The organism is Micromonospora sp. NPDC005707 (assembly GCF_040631005.1).
Taxonomy (GTDB): Bacteria; Actinomycetota; Actinomycetes; order Mycobacteriales; family Micromonosporaceae; genus Micromonospora.
Genome location: NZ_JBEXYR010000005.1, coordinates 403,056 through 425,748, shown reverse-complemented (window position 1 = coordinate 425,748; position 22,693 = coordinate 403,056). Strand labels below are relative to the sequence as shown.

19 protein-coding genes are annotated in these 22,693 nt (G+C 75.8%); 13 read left to right on the top strand and 6 right to left on the bottom strand.

The annotated features are described in order from the left end of the window. Positions 1 to 201 precede the first annotated feature (201 nt). The 6 genes from ABZ452_RS12530 to ABZ452_RS12505 all read left to right on the top strand — a co-directional run bounded on the left by ABZ452_RS12530 (position 202) and on the right by ABZ452_RS12505 (position 5,548). Positions 202 to 864 (top strand): adenosylcobinamide amidohydrolase, encoded by a 663-nt coding sequence (locus tag ABZ452_RS12530; protein ID WP_357941816.1) that lies wholly within the window; start codon positions 202 to 204, stop codon positions 862 to 864. An 85-nt stretch (positions 865 to 949) separates the two neighbouring features. Then, the gene (locus tag ABZ452_RS12525; RefSeq protein ID WP_357941814.1) at positions 950 to 2,152 is read left to right on the top strand and encodes a CapA family protein; all 1,203 of its coding nucleotides are present in this window, start codon (positions 950 to 952) and stop codon (positions 2,150 to 2,152) included. A 62-nt stretch (positions 2,153 to 2,214) separates the two neighbouring features. Continuing rightward, positions 2,215 to 2,994 (top strand): endonuclease III, encoded by a 780-nt coding sequence (gene nth / locus ABZ452_RS12520; protein WP_357941812.1) that lies wholly within the window; start codon positions 2,215 to 2,217, stop codon positions 2,992 to 2,994. Continuing rightward, on the top strand, positions 2,991 to 3,593 hold the full coding sequence (locus ABZ452_RS12515) for a TlpA disulfide reductase family protein (RefSeq protein ID WP_357941810.1): 603 nt from the start codon (positions 2,991 to 2,993) through the stop codon (positions 3,591 to 3,593). Before nth ends, ABZ452_RS12515 begins: the two co-directional genes overlap by 4 nt. Further along, entirely contained in the window at positions 3,590 to 4,282 is a 693-nt protein-coding gene (locus tag ABZ452_RS12510) for a CoA pyrophosphatase (RefSeq protein ID WP_357941808.1), read from the top strand. Before ABZ452_RS12515 ends, ABZ452_RS12510 begins: the two co-directional genes overlap by 4 nt. Before the next feature lie 87 nt (positions 4,283 to 4,369). Further along, the gene (locus ABZ452_RS12505) at positions 4,370 to 5,548 is read left to right on the top strand and encodes a MarP family serine protease (RefSeq protein ID WP_357941806.1); all 1,179 of its coding nucleotides are present in this window, start codon (positions 4,370 to 4,372) and stop codon (positions 5,546 to 5,548) included. A gap of 11 nt (positions 5,549 to 5,559) precedes the next feature. Here the strand turns inward: ABZ452_RS12505 and ABZ452_RS12500 are convergent, their stop codons facing one another. The 4 genes from ABZ452_RS12500 to eccCa all read right to left on the bottom strand — a co-directional run bounded on the left by ABZ452_RS12500 (position 5,560) and on the right by eccCa (position 12,560). Next, complete coding sequence (locus ABZ452_RS12500; RefSeq protein WP_357941804.1) at positions 5,560 to 6,282, bottom strand: phosphatase PAP2 family protein; 723 nt, start codon at positions 6,280 to 6,282, stop codon at positions 5,560 to 5,562. Between the two features lie 30 nt (positions 6,283 to 6,312). Then, complete coding sequence (locus ABZ452_RS12495) at positions 6,313 to 7,110, bottom strand: phosphatase PAP2 family protein (RefSeq protein ID WP_357941802.1); 798 nt, start codon at positions 7,108 to 7,110, stop codon at positions 6,313 to 6,315. A 99-nt stretch (positions 7,111 to 7,209) separates the two neighbouring features. Next, complete coding sequence (gene mycP, locus ABZ452_RS12490) at positions 7,210 to 8,544, bottom strand: type VII secretion-associated serine protease mycosin (protein WP_357941800.1); 1,335 nt, start codon at positions 8,542 to 8,544, stop codon at positions 7,210 to 7,212. A gap of 62 nt (positions 8,545 to 8,606) precedes the next feature. After that, on the bottom strand, positions 8,607 to 12,560 hold the full coding sequence (gene eccCa, locus ABZ452_RS12485) for a type VII secretion protein EccCa (RefSeq protein WP_357941798.1): 3,954 nt from the start codon (positions 12,558 to 12,560) through the stop codon (positions 8,607 to 8,609). A gap of 100 nt (positions 12,561 to 12,660) precedes the next feature. Here eccCa and eccD point away from each other — a divergent pair, with 100 nt between their 5' ends. Further along, complete coding sequence (eccD, locus tag ABZ452_RS12480; protein ID WP_357941796.1) at positions 12,661 to 14,058, top strand: type VII secretion integral membrane protein EccD; 1,398 nt, start codon at positions 12,661 to 12,663, stop codon at positions 14,056 to 14,058. A 63-nt stretch (positions 14,059 to 14,121) separates the two neighbouring features. On the opposite strand, the gene ABZ452_RS12475 is transcribed toward eccD, so the two are convergent. Continuing rightward, positions 14,122 to 14,628 (bottom strand): inorganic diphosphatase, encoded by a 507-nt coding sequence (locus ABZ452_RS12475; RefSeq protein ID WP_091266984.1) that lies wholly within the window; start codon positions 14,626 to 14,628, stop codon positions 14,122 to 14,124. 642 nt (positions 14,629 to 15,270) lie between these two features. Here ABZ452_RS12475 and dacB point away from each other — a divergent pair. From dacB to ABZ452_RS12455, 4 genes are all read left to right on the top strand, one after another. Then, complete coding sequence (dacB, locus tag ABZ452_RS12470) at positions 15,271 to 16,767, top strand: D-alanyl-D-alanine carboxypeptidase/D-alanyl-D-alanine-endopeptidase (protein WP_357942000.1); 1,497 nt, start codon at positions 15,271 to 15,273, stop codon at positions 16,765 to 16,767. Between the two features lie 80 nt (positions 16,768 to 16,847). Continuing rightward, positions 16,848 to 17,915 (top strand): zinc-dependent metalloprotease, encoded by a 1,068-nt coding sequence (locus ABZ452_RS12465; protein ID WP_357941794.1) that lies wholly within the window; start codon positions 16,848 to 16,850, stop codon positions 17,913 to 17,915. Positions 17,916 to 17,920: 5 nt separating this feature from the next. Continuing rightward, positions 17,921 to 18,901, top strand: coding sequence for a tRNA lysidine(34) synthetase TilS (gene tilS, locus ABZ452_RS12460; RefSeq protein ID WP_357941792.1), 981 nt, complete (start codon positions 17,921 to 17,923; stop codon positions 18,899 to 18,901). 211 nt (positions 18,902 to 19,112) lie between these two features. Then, positions 19,113 to 20,741, top strand: coding sequence for a gamma-glutamyltransferase family protein (locus ABZ452_RS12455; protein ID WP_357941790.1), 1,629 nt, complete (start codon positions 19,113 to 19,115; stop codon positions 20,739 to 20,741). Here the strand turns inward: ABZ452_RS12455 and ABZ452_RS12450 are convergent, their stop codons facing one another. Further along, the gene (locus ABZ452_RS12450; protein ID WP_357941788.1) at positions 20,742 to 21,704 is read right to left on the bottom strand and encodes a helix-turn-helix domain-containing protein; all 963 of its coding nucleotides are present in this window, start codon (positions 21,702 to 21,704) and stop codon (positions 20,742 to 20,744) included. A gap of 150 nt (positions 21,705 to 21,854) precedes the next feature. Between ABZ452_RS12450 and ABZ452_RS12445 the strand changes: the two genes are divergently transcribed. Then, on the top strand, positions 21,855 to 21,992 hold the full coding sequence (locus tag ABZ452_RS12445) for a hypothetical protein (RefSeq protein WP_357941786.1): 138 nt from the start codon (positions 21,855 to 21,857) through the stop codon (positions 21,990 to 21,992). A 99-nt stretch (positions 21,993 to 22,091) separates the two neighbouring features. After that, entirely contained in the window at positions 22,092 to 22,667 is a 576-nt protein-coding gene (hpt, locus tag ABZ452_RS12440; protein ID WP_357941784.1) for a hypoxanthine phosphoribosyltransferase, read from the top strand. The last annotated feature ends 26 nt before the right edge of the window (positions 22,668 to 22,693 follow it).

Genomic DNA, 22,693 nt, shown 5'->3' with positions numbered 1-22,693 from the left:
CGTGCCGTCCGTCGGCCGGGTCCGCCGTCCGCTGATCCCTCGCGCGCCGCCAGTCTAGGCGCACATGAGCACGAATCAGAGGTGCACCCCTGGAATCTTGATCGTTGGGCGTAACCTGCCCGACCCGGTCGACGACTAGGATCCCGCCTCCGGTGCGGGTGGGCGCCACCCGCCCCTACCTGTGATCGTAGGGTGACCGGCGTGCTGAGCGAGCCGTTCCTGACCAGCCGGCCCGAGGACGGGTCGGACATCCCGCTGCTGGTCTGGCGGGCCGAGGCGCCGCTGCTGGCGGTCGGCTCCGCCCCGCTGGGCGGGGGGATCGGCGTACGCGGCTGGGTGGTCAACGCGACCGTGCCGATGTCGTACGACCGGGAGGACCCGGCCGCGCACCTGGCCGAGCTGGCCGACGGCCTCGGCCTGGCCGGGCCCGGCGTCGGGCTGCTGACCGGCGTCGACGTGACCGAGGTGGTGGCCCGGACGGACGGCGGCGTGCGGGTCTGGGCGACCGTCGGCCTCGGCATGCCGGTCTGGGCCGCCGCGCCCGCGCCGGCCGCCCCCGCCCAGCGGGTCGGCACGGTCAACATCGTGGTGTACGTGCCGGCCCGGCTCGGCGACGCCGCTCTGGTCAACGCGGTGGCCACGGCCACCGAGGCGAAGGCTCAGGCGATCTGGGAGCTGGGACTGGCGGCCACCGGCACCCCCACCGACGCGGTCACCGTCCTCTGCCCGGCCGACGGCGAGCCGGCCCCGTACGGCGGCCCCCGCTCGGCCTGGGGCGCGCCGCTGGCCCGGGCCGTGCACGCGGCCGTCCTGGCCGGCGGCGCCGGCACCGTCGTGCCCTGGTCCCACCGGCGGGAGGGCTGAGCGTGGACCGGCCCCCGCCCGGCCGACGGGTTTCCGACCGATCGGCCCTCGTCGCCGCGTTCCCGGGACGGTAGCGTCGCCCCCGATGTACGCTCCCGCCCTCTTCGTGCCTCGTCCCCGACGCCGCCGCTCCGCCGGCCTCCGCGCGCGCCTGGCCGGCGCCCTCGGCGCCCTGCTCGTCGTCCTGCTCGCCGCCGGCTGCGGTGACGCCGGTTCCGGCGACGGGCCCATTTGGCAGGCGGGCCAGGGCGGGGGATCGGCCGCATCCGGGGAGCCGGCCGAGGGCGACCAGGCCGCCGAGCCGGGCGGGTCGACCGAGAAGTCCATCTCGCTGACCGCGACCGGTGACGTGATCATGGGCAACGCCCCGTCCCGGCTCCCGGCCAACGGCGGGAAGGGCTTCTTCGACGACGTCAAGGCGGCGCTCAAGGGCGACCTCGTGATGGGCAACCTGGAGGAACCGCTCACCGACGACACGGGCGCCGGCAAGTGCGGCCCGAAGCCGAAGAACTGCTACCAGTTCCGGGCGCCGCCGGGCTGGGCGGCGCACCTGCGCTCGGCCGGGTTCCAGCTGCTCAACCAGGCGAACAACCACGGCTACGACTACGGCCAGCAGGGCTACGAGAACACCCAGTCGGCGCTGGAGGCGCACGGGCTCAAGCACACCGGCGCCCCCGGCGAGATCACCGTGGTCGACGTCAAGGGCGTGAAGGTCGCCGTGGCGGGCTTCTCGTCGTACCCGTGGTCCAACAGCCTGGTCGACATCAACGCCGCGAAGCAGGTCATCACCATGGCCAAGGGCATGGCCGACCTGGTCGTGGTGCAGGTGCACATGGGCGCCGAGGGCGCCGACCGCACCCGGGTGAAGCCGGGCACCGAGATGTTCTTCGGGGAGAACCGGGGCGACCCCATCCGCTTCTCGCACGCCGTGATCGACGCCGGCGCCGACCTGGTGATCGGGCACGGTCCGCACGTGCTGCGCGGCATGGAGTTCTACAAGGGGCGGCTGATCGCCTACAGCCTGGGCAACTTCGCCGGCGGCGGGAAGTCGCTGAACAGCTCCGGCCGGCTGGGCTGGGGTGGCGTGCTGAAGGTCTCGCTGACCGCGAAGGGCCGCTTCGTCGGAGGCCAGTTCACCTCGACCGCGATGAACAGCGTGGGCCGGCCGGCCGTCGACGGGCAGGACCGGGGCCTCGGGCTGGTCCGCGAGGTGAGCCGGGCCGACTTCCCGACCACCGGCGCCAAGCTCGACGGGAGCGGCAAGATCAGCGCTCCGGCGGGCGGCTGAGGGGCACCGCCGCCCGCGTGGGGCCCGACGGGACGTCGTCCCCGCGACGTAGGCTGACCGGCGTGACCACGCCCTCCCCCGAGACCGACCTCGGTCGCACGCGCCGTGCCCGGCGGATCGGCCGGGTGCTCACCGAGACCCACCCCGACGCGCACTGTGAACTCGACCACTCCAACGCGCTGGAGCTGGCCGTCGCCACGATCCTGTCGGCGCAGTGCACGGACAAGAAGGTCAACGAGGTCACCCCGAAGCTGTTCGCCCGCTACCGCACCGCGGCGGACTACGCCGGGGCCGACCGCGGGGAGCTGGAGGAGCTGATCCGGCCCACCGGCTTCTACCGCAACAAGACCAGCTCACTGATCAACCTGGGCCAGGCTCTCTGCGAACGCTACGACGGGGAGGTCCCCGGCCGGCTGGCCGACCTGGTCACCCTCCCGGGCATCGGGCGCAAGACCGCCAACGTGATCCTCGGCAACGCCTTCGACGTCCCCGGCGTCACCGTCGACACCCACTTCCAGCGGCTGGTGCAGCGCTGGCGGCTGACCACCGAGACCGACCCGGTCAAGATCGAGCACGCGATCGGCGCGCTCTACCCGAAGCGCGACTGGACGATGCTGTCGCACCGGATCATCTTCCACGGCCGGCGGGTCTGCCACGCCCGCAAGCCGGCCTGCGGCGCCTGCACGCTGGCGAAGCTCTGCCCGTCGTACGGCACCGGGCCGACCGATCCGGTGGCCGCAGCCAAGCTGCTCAAGGGGCCCCGTGCCCGGGATCTGGCGGCGGCCGTCGGCATCGACCCCGACCTGGTGCCGCAGCAGGCGGTCGCGGCGGAGGTGCCGTGACCCGCCGGCTCGCCTACCTGCTCGTCCCGCTGCTGCTCGCGGTGGCCGGCTGCACCGGCACGACCGAGGCGCCGGCGGGCCCGGCGCCGGCCACCCGCGCCGAACGCCCCTCGCCGTTCGCCGACTGCGCCCCGCTGACCGCCGCGCCGGCCTCCGGCCCGGCCCCGTCCGGCACCCCCGGCGATCCGCTGCCCGACCTGGCGCTCTCCTGCTTCACCGGGGGCGCCCCGGTGAACGTGCGCGACATCCGGGGGCCGGCCGTGATCAACGTGTGGGCGTCCTGGTGCCCGCCGTGCCGCAAGGAGCTGCCCGCCTTCCAGCGGCTCAGCGAGCGGGCCGGCGGCCGGTTCCAGGTGATCGGGGTCAACAGCCGGGACAGCCGCGGCGGCGCCCAGTCCATCGGCGAGGACTTCGGCGTCCGGTTCCCCATGCTGGTCGACCAGGGGGACGCCTTCGAGCGGGCGCTCGGCCGCAACGCCTTCCCGCTGACCGTCCTGGTCGACGCCGACGGGCGGATCCGGCACACCGACTCGACCGGCGCGCTGGACGACGCCCGCCTGGCCGAGCTGGTCCGTACCCATCTCGGGGTTCGGCTGTGACCCGACGGCCGCCCGACTGGTTCGACCCGCTGCTCGGCCGGCTCGGCACCGCGCGGGCCGAGGACTTCACCCGGCTCACCACCCCGGAGAGCGGCGGCCGGGAGAGCGCCGTGCTGGTGCTGCTCGGCGAGGAGCCGGGCACCGGCCCGGACGTGCTGGTCCTCCAGCGCGCGGCCACCCTGCGCAACCACGCCGGGCAGCCGGCCTTCCCCGGTGGCGCGGCCGACCCGGAGGACGCCGACGCCAGAGCCACCGCCCTGCGCGAGGCGAACGAGGAGGTCGACCTCGACCCGGCCAGCGTGACCGTGCTGGCCGAGCTGCCCAAGCTGTGGATCCCGGTCAGCGACTTCCTGGTCACCCCGGTGCTCGCCTGGTGGCACGACCCGCACCCGGTGCACCCGCGCGAGCCGGCCGAGGTGGCGCACGTCGCCCGGCTGCCGGTCGCCGAGCTGGTCGACCCGGCGAACCGGATGCGGGTACGCCACCCGAGCGGCTGGATCGGCCCGGCCTTCTCGGTGCGCGGCATGCTGGTCTGGGGCTTCACCGCCGGGGTGCTGAACACCCTGCTGGAGATGGGCGGCTGGGCCCGCCCGTGGCCGCGTTCCCGGGTGGTGGACCTGCCGCCGCCCGGCGCCGCCCCGGCCCCCTCCGCCGGCACCGACGCGGTCGACGAGAGCCCGGTCCGCTGAGCCGGCGCCGATCACCGGCGCGGATCCGAAGGTCACGTTCAGCGAGCGGTCAGCCTCTGGCGGGCACGGTGCCCGTACCCTGGGGGCGTGTCCGCCGTGGATCTCGTACTGCTCCTGCTCATGCTCGTGTTCGCGATCAGCGGATACCGTCAGGGTTTCGTCATCGGGGCGCTGTCGTTCTCCGGTTTCTTCCTGGGCGCGCTGCTCGGCCTCCAGGTCGGGCCGCTGATCGCCCGGCAGTTCACCGACAGCGGCACCCGCGTGCTGATCTCCCTGGCGGCCATCTTCGGGCTGGCCGTGCTGGGGCAGGCGCTGGCCGGCTGGCTCGGCTCCAACCTGCGGGCGGCGATCACCGATCCGGCCGGCCGGAAGATCGACGACGTCGGCGGCGCGATCATCTCGGTCTTCGCGGTCATGCTGGTGGCCTGGCTGGTCGCCGTGCCGCTGGGCTCCTCGTCGGTGCCCTGGCTGGCCTCCTCGGTGCGCAACAGCGCGGTGCTCACCGTGGTCGACCGGGTGCTCCCGGACCAGGCGCAGGAGCTGTCCACGGCCCTGCGCGACACGGTCGACACCAACGGCTTCCCGGACGTCTTCGGCGACCTCGCGCCGACCCGGGCCCGGCAGGTCTCCCCGCCCGACCCGGCGCTGGCCAACTCCCAGGTGGTGAAGAACAGCCAGCGGGCGGTGGTGAAGGTGCTCGGCTCCGCGCCGAGCTGCGCCCGCCGCATCGAGGGCTCCGGCTTCGTGTACGCCGACGACCGTGTGATGACCAACGCGCACGTGGTGGCGGGCACCCGGTCGGTGGCGGTGGAACTGCGCGGCGAGCGCTACGACGGCGAGGTCGTCGTCTACGACCCCGCACGGGACCTGGCCGTGCTGCACGTGCCGGGGCTGCCCGGGCCGTCGCTGCGCTTCGCCGCCGGTGAGGCCGGCAGCGGGGCCGACGCCATCGTGCTGGGCTTCCCCCTCGACGGCCCGTACGACGCCCGCCCGGCCCGGATCCGGGACGTCGACCGGATCACCGGGCCGGACATCTACTCGTCCGGTGACGTGACCCGGGAGATCTACACGATCCGGGCGCTGGTCCGCAGCGGCAACTCGGGCGGCCCGCTGGTCTCCTCGAACGGGCTGGTGCTCGGCGTGATCTTCGCGGCCGCCGCGGACGACCCGAACACCGGCTTCGCGGTGACCGCCGCCGAAGCCCGGTCGGTGGCGCTGGCCGGCGCGGAACGCACCCGGGGAGTGGCCACCGGCGACTGCACCTGAGCCACCGGCGGTCAGCCGGCGGCCGTGCTCGCCGGGGTCACATCGTCGCCGGAGCGGCCGACCGGCAGCTTCGCCCGGCCCCAGGTGAGCGTGCGGTCCAGCACCGCCCGCGCCATGATGGCCACGCAGGCGCCGCCGTTGAGGAAGGACGCCACCACGTCGCTCGGGTGGTGCATGCCCCGGTACATCCGGGTGAGCGCGACACCGACCGGCACCAGCACGAGGAGGGCCCACCAGCTGACCTTGGCCGGTGTGCTGCGCGCCCGCAGCGCGAGCAGCACCGCGATGCCGACGTAGAGCGCCATCGCGGCCGAGGTGTGCCCGGAGGGGAAGCTGGAGGTCGGCGGCGAGTCGTCCATGTGCTCGACGGCCGGCCGGTGCCGGTCGATGACCATCGTGGTGAAGAGGAAGATCAGCGCCTGCGCGCTCACGGCGGCGCAGAGGAAGAGCGGCTCCCGCCAGCGGTGCAGCACCAGCCGCAGCACCAGCGCCACGAGCACGGTCACCACGACGATCAGCTGGGTGCTGGCCAGCGTGCTGAACACCAGCGAGACGTCGTTCCAGCCGGCGCTCCGGTGCGCGGCGAACTCGCGGTTGACCGTGTCCTCCACGGTGAACGGCCAGGTCGTCGACAGCACCCGGGTGACCAGCAGGCCCAACGCCACCAGGAGGGCGAAGAGCAGGGCGACCGGCAGCAGCACCCGCCGGGCGATCTGGACCGCGACATCGGACATGAGCCGCCCTTTACCCCAGCCGGCGCAGGACTACGCGTGGCGGCCGTCCGGCCCCGGCTCGGCCACCTCCGGCTCGACGCCCTCCCGGACCGTACGCGCCGGCCGCCGGCCGACCCGGGTCCGCCAGGTGGAGAACGCGGCCGCGGTGGCGGCCACCACCGCCACGCCGAGCAGCCAGCCGCCGACCACGTCGCTGGTCCAGTGCACGCCCAGCGCGATCCGGCTGAGCCCGGTCAGCACCGCGATCAGCACGGCGGCCGCCCAGAGCGCCCCGCGCCACGCCCGGCTGTGCCGGGCGAACGGCAGGAAGACCAGCAGGAGCACCCCGGCGGCCAGGGTGGCGTTCAGCGCGTGCCCGGACGGGAAGGAGTAGCCGGCCGCCCGGGCCACCGGGTCGAGCAGGTCCGGCCGGTGCCGGCCGACGAGCAGTTTGAGCAGCGCGCCGAGCAGCCCACCGACGGTCATGGTGGTGACCACCCAGAGGGCGAGCCGGGGCGCGCCGCGCCACAGCAGCCACACCACCGCCCCGGCGGCGGCCACCCGGAGCGGGCCGGGCCCGAAGACGTGGGTCCAGACCTCCGTGACCCGGACCCAGGCCGGGTGGTCGACGGCATACCCGTGCAGCGCGTCGGTGATCGCGGCGTCCAGCCGGGACAGCGGCGACCACGCGCCCAGCACCAGCAGCGCGAGCAGGGCGAACGGCACCAGCACCAGGAACGCGGCGGTGGCGGCCAGGGTAAGCCGGAGCCCCAGCGAATGGTCCGGGTCGAGGCGGCGGCGCCGCCAGGACCGCTCACGGGTGGAGATCAGGCCGCCGGGCGTGTTCATGCGCTGTTCCCTACCCACGGTGGGGCCCCGTCAGACCGGCGGATCGACGACTCCCGCGCGGCGCGTCCTCGCCGCGCCGCGACCTGGCGCCGTCGCCGGTCAGCGGCGGGACTGGCGTAGCCGGCGGACCGCCAGCGCGGCACTGGTCAACAGGGCGACGAACAGGGCGAGCCCGGGCCAGAGCCGCTCCCGCGCCGAGTCGGCGACCTGACCGGCCGGGTGGGCCGCCCACGGCGTCTGCTGCTCCGGTGCGGCGACACTGAAGGGATCGCCGCCCGCCCCGGCGGCGGCCCTGGTGTCCGGGCCCAGGCCGGGCGCCCAGCCGAAGCCCACGGTGCCGGGGGTGTCGTTGTCGTCGAGCGGGTTGCGCTGCACGGGGGGCACGTCGGAGGTCAGCGCCGCCACCGGATCCACCATGCCGTAGCCGAACCGGTCGTCGCGGCCGGTGGGCCCGAGGTCCCGAGCGGTCGTGATGATCCGGTTGACCACGTCGGCGGCCGACATCTGCGGGTACTTCGCCCGGATGAGGGCCGCCGTCGCCGCGACCAGCGGCGCCGCGAAGCTCGTGCCCTGCACCAGCCAGTAGCCGCCGGGGCGGGCCCCGTTGATCGCGGTGGCCGGGGCGCTGAGCACCGTCTCGTGACCGGTGATGGCGCCGGACCACAGGTTGTCGTTCCCGTCCAGCCCCGTGACCGCCAGGACGCCCGGCTCACGGGCCGGGTACCAGACCTCGCGGCTCTTCGAGGTGGCCAGGTTGCCCGAGCAGGCGACCACCACGACGTTGCGGGCGAAGGCGTAGTCGATGGCGGCCGCAAGGGAGTCGCTGGTGTCGCTGCCACCCAGGGAAAGGTTGATCACACGGGCGCCGTGGTCGACCGCCCAGCGCACCCCGTCGGCGACGGTGCCCGCGTCGTCGTACCGGTTCTCCTGGTCGAGCACCCGGACCGGAAGGATCTTGGCGTCCGGCGCCAGCCCGACCGCGCCGCGGTCGTCGTCCCGGCGCCCGGCGATGAGGCCGGCCACCGTGGTGCCGTGCCCCACCGGGTCGGGCCCGTCGGCGCCGCCGGAGACCAGGTCGACGCCGGGCAGCACCTGGCCGGCCAGGTCAGGGTGGGAACCGTCCACTCCGGAGTCGACCACCGCGACGATGACACCGCGACCGGTGGAGGTCTGCCACGCCGCCTGTGCCCGCAACGCGGCGAGTTGCCACTGGCCGTCGCGGGTCGGGTCGGCCCCCGTGAACTCGTCCGCCGGTGCCAGCCGGGCGGCTTCCGGCACGGTGGTGGCCGGCGCGGCGTGAGCGGGCGGGGCGAGCGGACCGGCCACGGCGGCCGCGACCGCCACCGCGGCGAGCAGCCCGCGGCCGGCGAGACGCCGGGGAGGCGCGGTGGGAACTCCCTGCCGATCCCTGGTCACATTCCCCAGCCATTTCATCGCGTCAGACACATGCTGCTCGGAGATTACCGGTTTTCCCGCGCGCCACGGTGCAACTCCGGTCACCCCGATGGGAGATGAGCCAACTGGACCAGGCGTACGCCCTCGCGCCGGGTCACCAGCCGGCCGCGGCCCGGTGGCAGCGGGCCGGCCTTCACCTGACCGACGAGCGGTCCCTCCTCGGGGCCGCCCGACATCACCAGCCCGGCCGTGGACAGCTCCCGCAGCCGCTGGATGATCGGCTCGAACGAGGTCCGGCCCGCGCCCCCGGAGCGGCGGGCCAGCACCAGGTGCAGGCCCACGTCCCGGGCGTGCGGCAGGTGCTCCTCCAGCGCCCGCAACGGGTTGGTCGGCCCGCCGGCCACCAGGTCGTAGTCGTCCACCAGGACGAACAGCTCCGGCCCGGTCCACCACGACCGGGTACGCAGCTCGGCCGGGGTGACGTGCGGCCCCGGCAGCCGTCCCTGGAGGTAACTGGCCGCCGACTCGACCAGCTCGGCCGTGTGCGGCGCGGCGGTCCCGTAACCGATCAGGTGCGCCGTCTCGATCGTGCCCATCAGGCTGCGCCGGTAGTCGACAAGGATCACCCGGGCCTGCTCCGGGGTGAACCGCTGGACGATCGAGGTGGCCAGCGCGCGCAGGAACGAGGACTTGCCGCACTCGGCGTCACCGAAGACCACGAAGTTGGGCTCGGCGGCGAAGTCCAGCACCACCGGGCGCAGATCCGCCTCGGCCACGCCGATCGGGAAGGCCAGCCCGGTGGTCGCCGCCTGGTCCAGCTCGGCGTAGGGCAGCACCGGCGGGAGCAGCCGCACCCGGGGCGCGGCCGGCCCCGCCCAGGCCCCCGCGACCGCCTTGACCAGGTCCCCGGTCTCGTCGCCGAGGCCGGCGACCCGGGGCGCGGCGGCGAGGAAGTGCAACCCGCCCGCGGTGATCCCCCGCCCCGGCCGCTCATCCGGCACGGTCGCCGCGAGGGCGCGCTTGACCACCACCGAGTCGGCCGGGTCGCCGAGGCGCAGCTCCAGCCGGGAGCCGAAGAGGTCGCGGATCGCCGGCCGGAAGTCCGACCAGCGCAGCGCGCTCGCCACCACGTGCACCCCGTACGCCAGGCCCCGGGTGGCCAGCTCGGTGACCAGGGGTTCCAGGTCCTCGTACTCGCCGCGCAGGGTGTTCCAGCCGTCGACCACCAGGAACACGTCGCCGAACGGGTCGGTGGCCGGGTGGCCCCCGGCCGGCGCCGCGGCCCGTCGCCGCCGCCAGGCCGCCATCGACTCCACCCCCGCCTCGGCGAACCGCCGCTCCCGCTCGGCCAGCAGGGTGGCGATCTCGCCGACGGTCCGGCGTACCGCGGTGTCGTCGGTCCGGCCGCTGACCCCACCGACGTGCGGCAGGTCGCGCAGCGCGCCGAGCGTCCCGCCGCCGAGGTCCAGGCAGTAGACCTGCACCTCCGCCGGGGTGTGGGTGAGCGCCAGCGCGCAGACCAGGGTGCGGAGCAGGGTGGACCGGCCGCTGCGCGTGGTGCCGACCACCGCGACGTGCCCGGCCGCCCCGTCCAGCGCCAGCCAGAGCAGGTCACGGCGCTGCTCGAACGGCTTGTCCACCACGGCCACCGGCACCTGGAGGGCGCCGTGCAGCTCCGGGTTGGCCACGGTGAGCCCGCGCGCCGGGTCGGCGCCGACCGGGCCGAGCAGCTCGTCGAGCGAGGGCGCGGAGTCCAGCGGGGGCAGCCACACCTGGTGCGCCGGCGGCCCCTGCCCGGCCAGCCGCCCCACCATCAGGTCGAGCAGGGTCTCGCCGGTCTCCTCCTCGGCGGGGAGGGCCGGGGTGACCGGCTCGGGCACCGGCACGAGGTGGGTGGAGAAGGCGAGCAGCCGGGGGCCGGGAGCGCCGGCCGCGCCCGCCGGGCCGCCGCGCCGGCGCACCGCCCCGGAGACGTACGCGGCCTTGAACCGGACCAGCGGGTCGGTGCCCGAGCGCAGGTAACCGTGCCCCGGGCTGCGGGGCAGCTCGTGCGCGTCCGGCACGCCGAGCACCGTCCGGGACTCCAGCGCCGAGAAGGTGCGCAACCCGATCCGGTACGACAGGTGCGTGTCCAGCCCGCGCAGCCGGCCCTCCTCCAGCCGCTGCGAGGCGAGCAGCAGGTGCACGCCGAGCGAGCGGCCCAGCCGGCCGATCTGCACGAAGAGGTCGATGAAGTCGGGCTTGGCGGAGAGCAGCTCGGAGAACTCGTCGCAGATCAGCAGCAGCGACGGCAGGGGAGCGAGCGGGGTGCCGGCCGCCCGGGCCCGCTCGTAGTCGCGCACGCTCGCGAAGTTGCCGGCCCGCCGCAGCAGCTCCTGCCGGCGCATCAGCTCGCCGTTGATCGCGTCGACCATCCGGTCGACCAGCGGCAGCGCGTCCGCCAGGTTGGTGATCACCGCGGCCGTGTGCGGCAGCCGTCCGAACGGCGCGAAGGTGGCGCCGCCCTTGAAGTCGACGAGCACGAAGTTGAGCTGCTCCGAGCTGTGTGTCGCGGCGAGCCCGAGCACCAGCGTGCGGAGCAGCTCCGACTTGCCCGACCCGGTGGCGCCGATGAGCAGCCCGTGGGGGCCCATCCCGTCCTGCGCCGACTCCTTGAGGTCCAGCTCGATCGCCCCGCCGTCGGCGCCCACCCCGATCGGCACCCGGAGCCGGTCCCGGGCCGCCCGGGGCGTCCAGCCCTGCTCGGCGGTGAAGCTCTCCGGCTCGCCGAGGCCGAGCAGCTCGGGCAGGCCGGGCTCGGCGCCGGGCGGGGCGTCGGGTCCGCGTGCCGTGCCGGCCAGCCGCAGCGGGGCGAGCCGGCGGGCGACCGCCTCGGCGTCGGCCGGCTCCAGCGCGTCGGCCGCGCCCACCTCGGCGTGCCCGTCGGCGGAGTGCGAGTGCAGCCGGCCGTCGACCAGGTCGAGCAGGAGGGCGTACCGGTCGAGCAGGCGCGGTGGCGGGCTGTCCAGGTCGAGCACGGTGACCGCGTCGATCCCGCCGTCGCCGGCCAGGTCGGTGGCGCCGGTCAGGTCGCCGCCGTCGAGCACCACCACCACGTGCGGCCCGTCGGTGGCCGGACCGGCCGGGCTGAACCGGGGCCGGCTGCCCAGCACGTCGTCGAGGAGCCGTTCCAGCTCGGCAGCGGAGCTGGTGACCAGCCGGACCGGGCCGAGCGCGTCGGTGCGCGCCGGGTGGTGGGCGTGCGGCAGCCACTTGACCCACTCCCATCCCGCCCGGCGTTCCGGCCCGGCGCAGACCGCGACGAGCAGCTCGTCCGGGGCGTGGAAGACGGCGAGCTGGGTGAGCACCGCCCGGGCCAGCGCCTGGGCGGCCGGGGAGCCGGCCCCGCGCACGTCGCCGGCCGGGCCGCGGACGAAGACCCGGGCGAAGCTGCGCAGCGAGAGCGCCACGGGCAGGTCCGGCACCACCGAGTACGCGTCCAGGAAACGCCGCAGCGCCCCCGCGGTCATCGGCTCCAGCTCGTCGAGCGGCCGGGTGACCGGCGGGAGCAGCGGGGTGGCCAGCGTCTGCGGCCCGACCCCCACCCGGACCACGGCGAAGTCCGGGTCGCCCGGCCGGCGTTCCCAGACCCGGTGGCTGTCCACCGTCGACCAGAGCCGCCCCGGGTCGGGGTGCCGGTAGTAGAGCCCGGCCCGCTGCGCCCCGGCGGTCTCCCGGACCCGGCGGCGCAGCGCGGCGAGGTGCCGGAGGTATTCCTGGCGGGCGGCCATCATCTCCGACTTCCTGGGGCCGGCGCCGCCCCACGAGGTCACCAGCATCGCCACCGAGGAGAGGCCGAACATGCCGCCCACCACGTACGAGTAGGCCCCGCCGCCCCGGCCGAACATCATGGCCATGGCCACCGTCCCGCCGAGCATCGGCAGCACCATCAGCGCCTGCTGCCAGCGCCCGCCCGCCACCGCGGGGATCTCCGGCGGCGCCTCCACGGGCAGCTCACCGGCCGGGATCTCCGGCGCCGGGCGGCGCGGCGGCCGCTTGATGACGACAGTGGACACTCGGCCTCCCCATGGCTCTCGGTAACCCGAGCCTGGCTCATCGTAGGTAAAGTCCACTCGTCCGTCAGCCACCGTTCCCGCTCGATATGGAGAAACATCGATGACAAGCGGGCTGGCCCGGGTCACGATCAGCGCCCCCCGGCGGCGGGTCGACGTGGCCCTGCCGGAGCAGGTTCCCCTCGCCGAGCTGCTGCCCGAGGTGCTCCGGCACGCCGGGGAAGGACTGGCCGACGACGGCGAACGGCACGGCGGCTGGGTGCTGCGGCGGACCGACGGCGCGGTGCTGGCCACCGCGCAGGCGCTGCTGCCCCAGGGCGTCCGCGACGGCGAGGTGCTGCACCTCGTCCCGGCCCGCGCCCAGTGGCCCGAGCTGGAGTACGACGACGTGATCGAGGCGATCGCCGACGCCGCCCGCCGGCGCGGCGCCGCCTGGTCGCCCCGGGCCACCCGGGCCGCCGCCCTGGCCGGCGCCGGGGTGCCGCTGGCCGTCGGACTGCTCGCCGTGCTGGCCGCCGGCCCCGGGCCGGGCGGCGGCTGGCCGGTCGCGGCCGTGGTGGCCCTCCTCCTGGTGCTCGCCGCCACCGCCGCCTCCCGGGCCTACGGCGACGGGCCGATCGGCGCCACGCTCGGCGCCTACGCGCTGCCCTGGGCCGCCGCGGCCGGCGCCCTGGCGGTCGGCTCCGGCGACCCGGTCGGCCCGGTCGGTCCGCTGCCCTGGGTCGGCGCGCCCGAACTGCTCGCCGGCGCGGCGGCGCTGCTGCTGGTGTCGGTGCTCGGCCTGCTCGGGGTGGCCAGCCGGTCCCGGGTCTTCCTGGCCGGCGCGACCACCGGCGCGGCCGGCGCGGCGGCCGGCCTCGGCGGGTTGTTCCTCGACCCGGCCGGCACCGCCGCCGTGCTGCTGTGCGCGCTGGTCTTCGCGCTCGGCGGGCTGCCGTTGCTGGCCATCCGGCTCGGCAAGGTGCCGCTGCCGCCGATCACCCTGCCCGCGCCGGCCGGCAACCCGCCCGGCGTCCGGGACCTGCCCGACCGGGGCCGGGTGCACGCGGCCGTGGCCCGTACCGAGGAGATGCTGACCGGGATGCTGCTCGGGCACGCGGTGCTGGCCGTCGCGGCCACCGCGGTGCTCGCCGCCACCGGCGGGCTCGCCGGTCGGCTGCTGGTGGCGGTGGGCTGCGGGGTGCTGCTGCTGCGCTCCCGGCTCTTCGTGGCGGTCCGCCACCGGGTGCCCGCCGTCGCCGCCGGGCTGGCCGGGTACGCCCTGCTCGGGGCGGTGCTCGCCGACCGGGCCGGTCCCGCCGGCCGGCTGGCGTTGACCGTCGGCGGGCTGGCCCTGGCCCTGGTCGCCGTCGCGGCCGGCGCCACGTACGCCCGGCGGCCGGTGTCCCCGTACCTCGGCCGGCTGGCCGACCTGACCGACACCGCGCTGGTGGTGGCGGTGGTCCCGGTGGCCTGCGCGGTGCTCGACCTCTACGACCGGGCCCGCGGCCTGCTCGGCTGACCCGCACGCACGCGGGCCCGGGTCGCTCGGTGGAGCGGCCCGGGCCCGTCGGCGCGGATCAGGTCAGTGCAGGGTCTCGCCGCGCTCGGCGGCCTCCTTGGCGCGCTGGTACGAGGCCACGATCTCGGCCTCGGCCTCGGTGCGACCCACCCAGGTCGCGCCCTCGACCGACTTGCCCGGCTCCAGGTCCTTGTAGACCTCGAAGAAATGCTGGATCTCCAGCCGGTCGAACTCGCCCAGGTGGTGGATGTCCCGCAGGTGCTCCTGGCGCGGGTCCTCGTAGGGCACGCAGAGGACCTTGTCGTCGCCGCCCTTCTCATCGGTCATCCGGAACATGCCGATGGTGCGGCAGCGGATCAGGCAGCCAGGGAAGGTTGGCTCGGGGACCAGCACCAGCGCGTCGAGCGGGTCGCCGTCCTCGCCCAGGGTGCCCTCGATGAAGCCGTAGTCGGCCGGGTACTGCGTGGAGGTGAAGAGGGTGCGGTCCAGCCGGATCCGGCCGGTCGCGTGGTCCACCTCGTACTTGTTGCGGTGACCCTTGGGGATCTCAACCGTGACGTCGAAATCCATCTTCCACGCTCCCTCGTTTGCCCACGCTGGCTGACGGAAACCAGTGGCGCCGCCCACCGGACGGGGTGAACGCCCCCCGCCGGCTCCGGCCGCCGCATAGTGTTCGGACCGAAGTAGTGTCACCCAAGGCGCTTTTGAGCGGGGGAGGAGGGGGTCGTGGGGAGGGAAGATTCACACTACCGCCCCGACGGAGTTGACGGGCGCGCATCCGCCGGTTCCGCCTCCGGCGGGGCCACCGGCCGCGTCTCGGTCCCCGGCACCAACCCCGCCCACCGCCCCGGGCCCGCCGCCGGGTCCGCCCCGGTCGGCCGCGCCAACCCCGGCGAGTACGGCCGCCCCGGCCCGGTGGAATACGGCCGCACCGCGCCGCGGGACCACGGTCACGCCGACCCCCGCCAGTACGGCCAGGCCGCCCCACGCGACCACGGCCAGGCCGAACCCCGGCAGTACGGTCACGCCGACCCTCGGCAGTACGGCCAGGCCGAACCCCGGCAGTACGGCCAGGCCGCCCCACGGGAGCACGGCCGCGCCGCCCCGCGCGACTACGGACAGGCCGGCCCGCAGGACCACGGCCCGGGTCCGGCCGCACCGGTGAGCTGGCCCGGGTACGACGCGCCCGGCGGCATTCCGGTGAGCCCGCCGGTGCCCCCGATCGGCGCGGCCCCGCCGCCGCCGTCGCCCCCGCCACCACGCCGGCGCCGGCCCCCGCTGATCGCGGTGCTGGCCGGCGTGCTGGTCCTCGCCCTGGCCGTGGTCGGGCTGGCTGTCGTCCGTCCCGGCCCGGTGGCCGGCTGGCTGGGCGGCGGAGATTCGCCGACCGCCGCCGCGCAGTCGCCCGAGCCGGCGCCGCCCGCCGTGCTGGCCGGCGCGGACGGCAACGCGCCGCTGCCCACCCCCGAGGGGGTGCGCGCCGCGCTCGAACCTCTGGTCCGCGCCGCCGCGCTCGGCGACCGGGTGAACGTCTCGGTGGCCGACGTGGCCACCGGCCAGGCGCTCTACGGCAGCGGGCAGGACAGCCCGACCGTGCCCGCCTCGGTGACGAAGCTGGCGACCGGGGTCGCCGTGCTGGCGGCCCGCGGCCCGGCGTACCGGATCCCCACCCGGGCGGTCGCCGGCGCGGCCCCCGGCGAGGTGGTTCTGGTCGGCGGCGGCGACCCGACCCTCGCGGTCGACAAGAACGGCTTCTATCCCGGCGCGGCCCGGCTGGACGACCTCGCCGCGCAGGTGCGCAAGGCGCTCGGTGGCACCGCCCCGACCAGGGTCACGGTCGACTCGTCCCTGTTCAGCGGCCCGGTGTACGAGCCGGGCTGGGACTCCGACATCCCCACCGGCGGGTTCGGCGCGGCGATCACCGCGCTGATGACCGACGGCGCGCGGCGGGACGCGGCGGAGGCCCGGCGCACCGAGGAGGCCATGAACCACGCGGCCGAGCGGGTGCCCCAGCCGGACCTCACGGCCGGCCGGCAGTTCGCCAAGCTCCTGGGGCTCTCCGGCGCCGCCGCCGAGGTGAAGCGGGGCACCGCGCCCGCCGACACGGGTGCCACGGCGACCGGCACGCCCGCCCCCGGCGCCGAGCTGGGCAAGGTCCAGTCGCTGCCGATGGTCCGACTGGTCGACATCATGATCAGCGACAGCGACAACGTGATCGCCGAGGCGATGGCCCGCCAGGTCGCGCTCGCCAAGGGCAAGCCCGGCTCGTTCGCCGGCGGCGCGGCAGCCACCGACCAGGTGCTCGGCGAGCTGGGCCTGCCGGCCGACGAGATCAGCCTGGCCGACGGCAGCGGGCTGTCCCGCACCAACCGGATCAGTCCGTCCCTGCTCACCGACCTGATCACGCTCGCCGGCAACGGCAGCCATCCCGACCTGGCCGCGATCTTCGGCGGCCTGCCGGTGGGCGGCTGGTCCGGCACCCTGGACGAGCGCTACCAGGCGGCGGCGACGAAGGCCGGCGCCGGCGTGGTCCGGGCCAAGACCGGGACGCTCAGCGGGGTGAACGCCATCGCCGGGCTGGTCAGCACGGCCGACGGCCGGCTGCTCACCTTCGCCGTCCTCACCGACCGCACGCCGGACACCCTCGACGAGACCCGGCAGGCCCTCGACCGGATCTCCTCCGCGCTGGCCGGCTGCGGCTGCCGCTGACCGTCCCGCCCGCTGCGACCGGCGTCGATCGGCGCTCGTGAGCCCGGGTGGGGGTGTCGCGGCGCGGGTACGGTGGGTTCATGGCGCAGTTCGTGGACTGGGATCTGGCCGCCGCGACCGCGGGGGCACTGGGCAAGTCGGGCCCCCGGGTGTCGTACGCCGAGGCCACCGACGTGGTGGGCGAGCTGCGCCGGCTGACCGAGGAGGCCGCCGGCCACGTCGCCGACTACACCGGCCTGCGCTCCCAGGTCAGCCACCCGCCGGTCCGCGTGGTCGACCGCCGGGACTGGGCGGCCGCCAACATCGCGGGTCTCCGCGAGGTGATCACCCCGCTGGTGGACCGGCTCTCCGGCGACAAGCGGCCCGGGCCGCTCACCGAGGCGATCGGTTCCCGGCTCACCGGGGTGCAGGCCGGCACCGTGCTGGCGTACCTGTCCGGCCGGGTGCTCGGCCAGTACGAGGTCTTCGCCGGTGACCCCGGCCAGCTGCTGCTGGTCGCCCCGAACATCGTCGAGGTGGAACGCAAGCTGGGGGCCGACCCCCGGGACTTCCGGCTCTGGGTCTGCCTGCACGAGGTGACCCACCGCACCCAGTTCACCGCCGTGCCGTGGATGCGGGCGTACTTCCTCAGCGAGGTGCAGGCGTTCGTGGACGCGTCGCAGGGCGGCGAGCACCTGCTGGAGCGGCTGCGCCGGGGGGTGGCCACGCTCTCCGACGCGGTGAAGGACCCGGACAGCCGGGCCAGCGTGCTGGACATCGTGCAGACCCCGGCCCAGCGGGCCGTGCTGGACCGGCTCACCGCGCTCATGACCCTGCTGGAGGGGCACGCCGAGTTCGTCATGGACGGCGTCGGCCCGCAGGTCATCCCCAGTGTCGAGTCGATCCGGGCGGCGTTCAACCGCCGCCGCGAGTCCGGCAACCCGCTGGAGAAGGCGATCCGCCGGGTGCTCGGCATCGAGGTCAAGATGCGCCAGTACGCCGAGGGCCGCAAGTTCGTGCACGGGGTGGTGGACCGGGTCGGCATGGCCGGCTTCAACAAGATCTTCTCCTCGCCGCTGACCCTGCCCCGGCTCGACGAGCTGGGCGACCCGGACGCCTGGGTGGCCCGGGTGCACGGCGGGCCCGCGAACATCCCCCCGGCCGGCTGAGCCTGGTGGCCGCGCTGGCCCCGGCGGTGGCCGCGGTGCGGCTGGCCGTACGCCGGGCGCTGACCGGGCTGCCCGGGGCCGGGCCGGTGCTGGTCGCCTGCTCGGGCGGCGCCGACTCGCTGGCCCTGGCCGCCGCCACGGCCTTCGTGGCGCCCCGGCTCGGCCGCCGGGCCGGCCTGGTGACCGTCGACCACGGCCTGCAACCCGGCTCGGCCGAGCGTGCCGAGCGGGTGGCCCGCTGGGCGGGCGAGGCCGGTCTCGACCCCGTCGAGGTGGTTCCGGTGACCGTCGCCGGCCGGCCCGGCGGCCCGGAGGCGGCCGCCCGCGAGGCCCGGTACGCCGCCCTGCTGGCCACCGCCCGCCGGCACGGCGCCGCCGGGGTGCTCCTCGGGCACACCCGGGACGACCAGGCCGAGACGGTGCTGCTCGCGCTGGCCCGGGGCGCCGGCCCGCGCGGCCTGTCCGGCATGACGCCCCACCGGGAGTGGGACGGGGTGCCGCTGCTGCGCCCGCTGCTCGACGTCTCCCGCGACGACACCCGCGGGGCGTGCGCCGCGCTCGGGCTCACGCCCTGGGCGGACCCGCACAACGCCGACCCGGCGTACGCCCGTTCGCGGGTCCGCGCCGACGTGCTGCCGGCCCTGGTCGAGGCGCTCGGCCCCGGGGTGGTGGGCAACCTGGCCCGGACCGCCCGCCTGCTGGCCGCCGACACCGCCGCGCTGGACGATCTGGCCGCCGCCGCGCTCGCCGAGGTCCGGGCGGCCGAGGGCGGGCTCTCGGTCGACGGCCTGGCCGCGCTGCCGGCGGCGGTACGCACCCGGGTGCTGCACGCGTGGGCCCGGGAGCTGGGCGCCTCGCCGGCCGCCCTGTCGCACCGGCACGTGGCGGCGCTGGACGCCCTCGTCACGGACTGGCACGGGCAGGGCCCGGCGCACCTGCCGGGCGGCCTCCCGGTCTGTCGCCGGTACGGCCGCCTCACCACCTGACCCCCAATGGCCCCGCGTCGAATCGCCAGCTCGCCGGGATGGCGGTGCCGGCCGCGCGGGATGCCGCCACATCGCCGGGCTGGCGTTGCCCGCCACCACTTCGCCGAGGTGGCGGCATCCGACAGCACGGGTTGCCGCCAGGTCGCCGAGCCGGCGGCAGGGGGAGGGCCGAGGGGTCGCCGGGAGCCGCCGGAGGCGGTAGACAGGGCTCATGGCGTACCCCCGACAGCCGTTGCTGGCCCCCCACGGCGCCGTCGCGACCAGCCAGCCGCTCGCGGCGGCCGCGGGCCTGGCCGTGCTGCGGCGCGGCGGCAACGCCGTCGACGCGGCGCTGGCCACCGCGATCACCCTGACCGTGGTGCAGCCGCCGTCCAACGACATCGGCGGCGACCTGTTCGCCATCGTCTGGGACGGCGAGCGGCTGCACGGGTTGAACGCCTCCGGCCGCTCCCCGGCGGCGCTCACGCGCGAGCTGGTGCTGGCCGCGACGGGCGGGCGCGGCGCGGCGCCGGTCGACGCGCTCGGCGGGGCGCAGGGCCGGGGGCCCGCCGTGCCGGCCCGGGGCTGGCTGCCGGTGACCGTGCCGGGCGCCCCGGCCGGCTGGCGCGACCTGCACGAGCGGTTCGGCTCACTGCCCTTCGCCGAGCTGTTCGCCGACGCGATCGGCTACGCCGAGCACGGCTACCCGGTGGCCCCCGGCACGGCCGCCGCCTGGGCCCGTGGTGTCGCCGCCCACGACGGGCTGGCCGGGGCGGAGCACGCCGAGTTCCGCCGGGCGTTCACCGTGGACGGGCGCGCCCCGGGGCCCGGCGAGTGGTGGCGCAACCCGGCTGCCGCCGGCACGCTGCGGCGGATCGCGGAGAGCGGGGCGGCGGACTTCTACCGGGGGCGGATCGCGGCGGCGATCGACGGCCACGCGGCCCGGACCGGCGGGTTCCTGACCGGCGACGACCTGGCCCGGCACGCCTCGACCTGGGTGGACCCGGTCCCGGTGCGCTACCGGGGGCACGAGGTGTGGGAGCTGCCGCCCAACGGGCAGGGGATCGCCGCGCTGCTGGCGCTCCAGGTGCTCGACGGGGTGGACCTGGCCGCGCTGTCACCGGAGGAGCGGGTGCACTGGCAGATCGAGGCGGTGAAGCTCGGCTTCGCCGACGCGCACGCCCACGTTGCCGACCCGGAGCGTGCCGACGTCCCCACGGCGGCGCTGCTCGACCCGGGCTACGCGGCGGCCCGGCGGGCGCTGGTCACCGGGCGCGCGGGCGAGCCGGTGGCCGGTGAGCCGGAGCGCGGCGGCACCGTCTACCTCTGCACCGCCGACGCCGGCGGCATGATGGTCAGCCTGATCCAGTCGACCTACCTGGCGTTCGGCTCGCACGTGGTGGTCCCCGGGCACGGCTTCGCGTTGCAGAACCGCGGCCTCGGCTTCCGCCTCGACCCGGACCACCCCAACGTGGTGGGGCCGGCGAAGCGGCCGTTCCACACGATCATCCCGGGGTTCCTGACCCGGGACGGGGCGCCCGTCGGCCCGTTCGGGGTGATGGGCGGGCACATGCAGCCGCAGGGGCACGTGCAGCTCGTCTCGGCCACCGTCGACGCCGGGCGCGACCCGCAGGCGGCCCTGGACACCCCGCGCTGGTACTGGCACGCCGGCCGGACGGTGCTGGTCGAGCCGGATCTGGACCCGGAGCTGGTCGCGGGGTTGCGCTCGCGCGGGCACGAGATCACCGTCGCGGCCGAGCCGTCGGTCTTCGGGTACGGCCAGGCGATCTGGCGGGCGCCCGGCGGCGGCTACATGGCCGGGTCGGAGTCCCGGGTCGACGGGGCGATGCTGGGTTGGTGATCAGGCGTCGACCCGCTCCCGGAACGTGGTCCGGTAGGCGAGCGGGGTGGTGCCGACCCGGCGGGTGAAGTGGTGCCGCAGCGCCGCCGCGTCGCCGAATCCGGCCTGGTCGGCGACGCTCTCCACGCTCAGCCGGGTCTCCTCCAGCAGCCGCCGCGCGAGCAGCACCCGCTGGTTGGTCAGCCAGTCGTGCGGCGTCGTGCCGGTCTCGGCCCGGAACCGGCGGGCGAAGGTCCGTGGCGCCATCCCGGCCCGCGCCGCCAGCTCGTCGACGCTCACGGTCCGGTCCAGGTGCCCCATGAGCCACTCCAGCACCGGCTCCAGGGTGGGCGCCTCGGGCGCCTTCGGAATGGGGGCCTCGACGTACTGGGCCTGGCCGCCGTCACGGTGCGGCGGCACGACCATCCGGCGGGCCAGCCGCGTGGCCGTGGCCGAGCCGTGCGCCTGGCGGACCAGGTGCAGGCAGGCGTCGATGCCGGCCGCGGTGCCGGCGCTCGTGAGCAGCCGCCCGTCCTGCACGTAGAGCGAGTTGCACTGCACCCGGGCCGCCGGGAACCGCTCCTGGAGGTCGTCGACGTGCCGCCAGTGGGTGGTGCAGTCGCGCCCGTCGAGCAGCCCCGCCTCACCGAGCACGTACGCACCGGAGCAGACGCTGAGCAGCCAGGCGCCCCGGCCGGCGGCCCGGCGCAGCGCGGCCAGCACCGGCTCGGGGACCGGCGTCGTCCCGTCGCCGTGTGCGGGCACGGCCACCAGGTCGGCGTCCTCGATGGGGGCCAGGTCGGCGGTGGGGGTGATCAGGAAGCCGGAGCGGCTGCGGACCGGCCCGCCGTCCACCGTGCAGACGTCGAACCGGTAGCCGGGGAAGCCGTCGGCCGTGCGGTCGGTGCCGAACACCTCGGCGACCACACCGAGTTCGAACGCCGCGACCTCCTGGAGGGCCACGACGGCGACGGATCGAAGCATGTGACGAGGGTAACCCGACAGGTGGCAGGAAATCGAGGCCCACTGGCATTCCTGCCACTGTCCGAACCGTACGGCGGGTCGCAAACTTGATGGTGTCCGGTGCGCACCGGCGGCGAAAACCACATCAACCACGCGAAAGCGAGCGCCGCCATGACCGTTCTGCTGCTCCTGCTCTTCCTGCTCCTCCTCGTCGGCGCCAGCGCCTTCGGGCTGACCGCCGACACCCGGGACTCGGCCGACTGGAAGCCGACCGAGGACGGGCGCCGCTGGCACTCCCGTACCTGCTGAGGTGATTTGCTCCGTCTGCGCCGTTAATCCTCGGCGGGACCGCGCCAAAAGGGGCGGCCCCGCCGACGGAGGCCATCCGGCGTACGGCAGGCTAGGAGCATGGCTGACGGCTCCTGGTACGACGCCGACATCGACCACGTGATCATTTCCGAGGCGCAGATCCGCGAGAAGACCGCGGAACTGGCCAAGCAGGTCTCGGCGGACTACGCCCACGTCGACGACGGTCTCCTGCTCGTCTGCGTGCTCAAGGGCGCGGTCATGTTCATGGCCGACTTCGCCCGCGCGCTGGGCCGCCAGGGCCCGCCCGCCGAGCTGGACTTCATGGCCATCTCGTCGTACGGCCAGGGCACCACCTCCTCCGGCGTGGTGCGGATCCTCAAGGACCTGGACCGGGACATCGCCGGCCGGCACGTCGTGGTCGTCGAGGACATCGTCGACTCCGGTCTGACCCTCTCCTGGCTGCTGCGCTACCTGGAGTCGCGCTCCGCGGCCAGCGTCGAGGTGGTCGCCCTGTTCCGCAAGCCGGACGCGGTCAAGGTGCCGGTCCCGGTGAAGTACGTCGGCTTCGACATCCCGACCGAATTCGTGGTCGGCTACGGCCTCGACTTCGGTGAGCGCTACCGCGAGGTGCCCTACGTCGGGGTGCTCAAGCCCGAGGTCTACGCCCGGGCCTGACCCCGGCGCCCGGCCGGTCGTCAGCC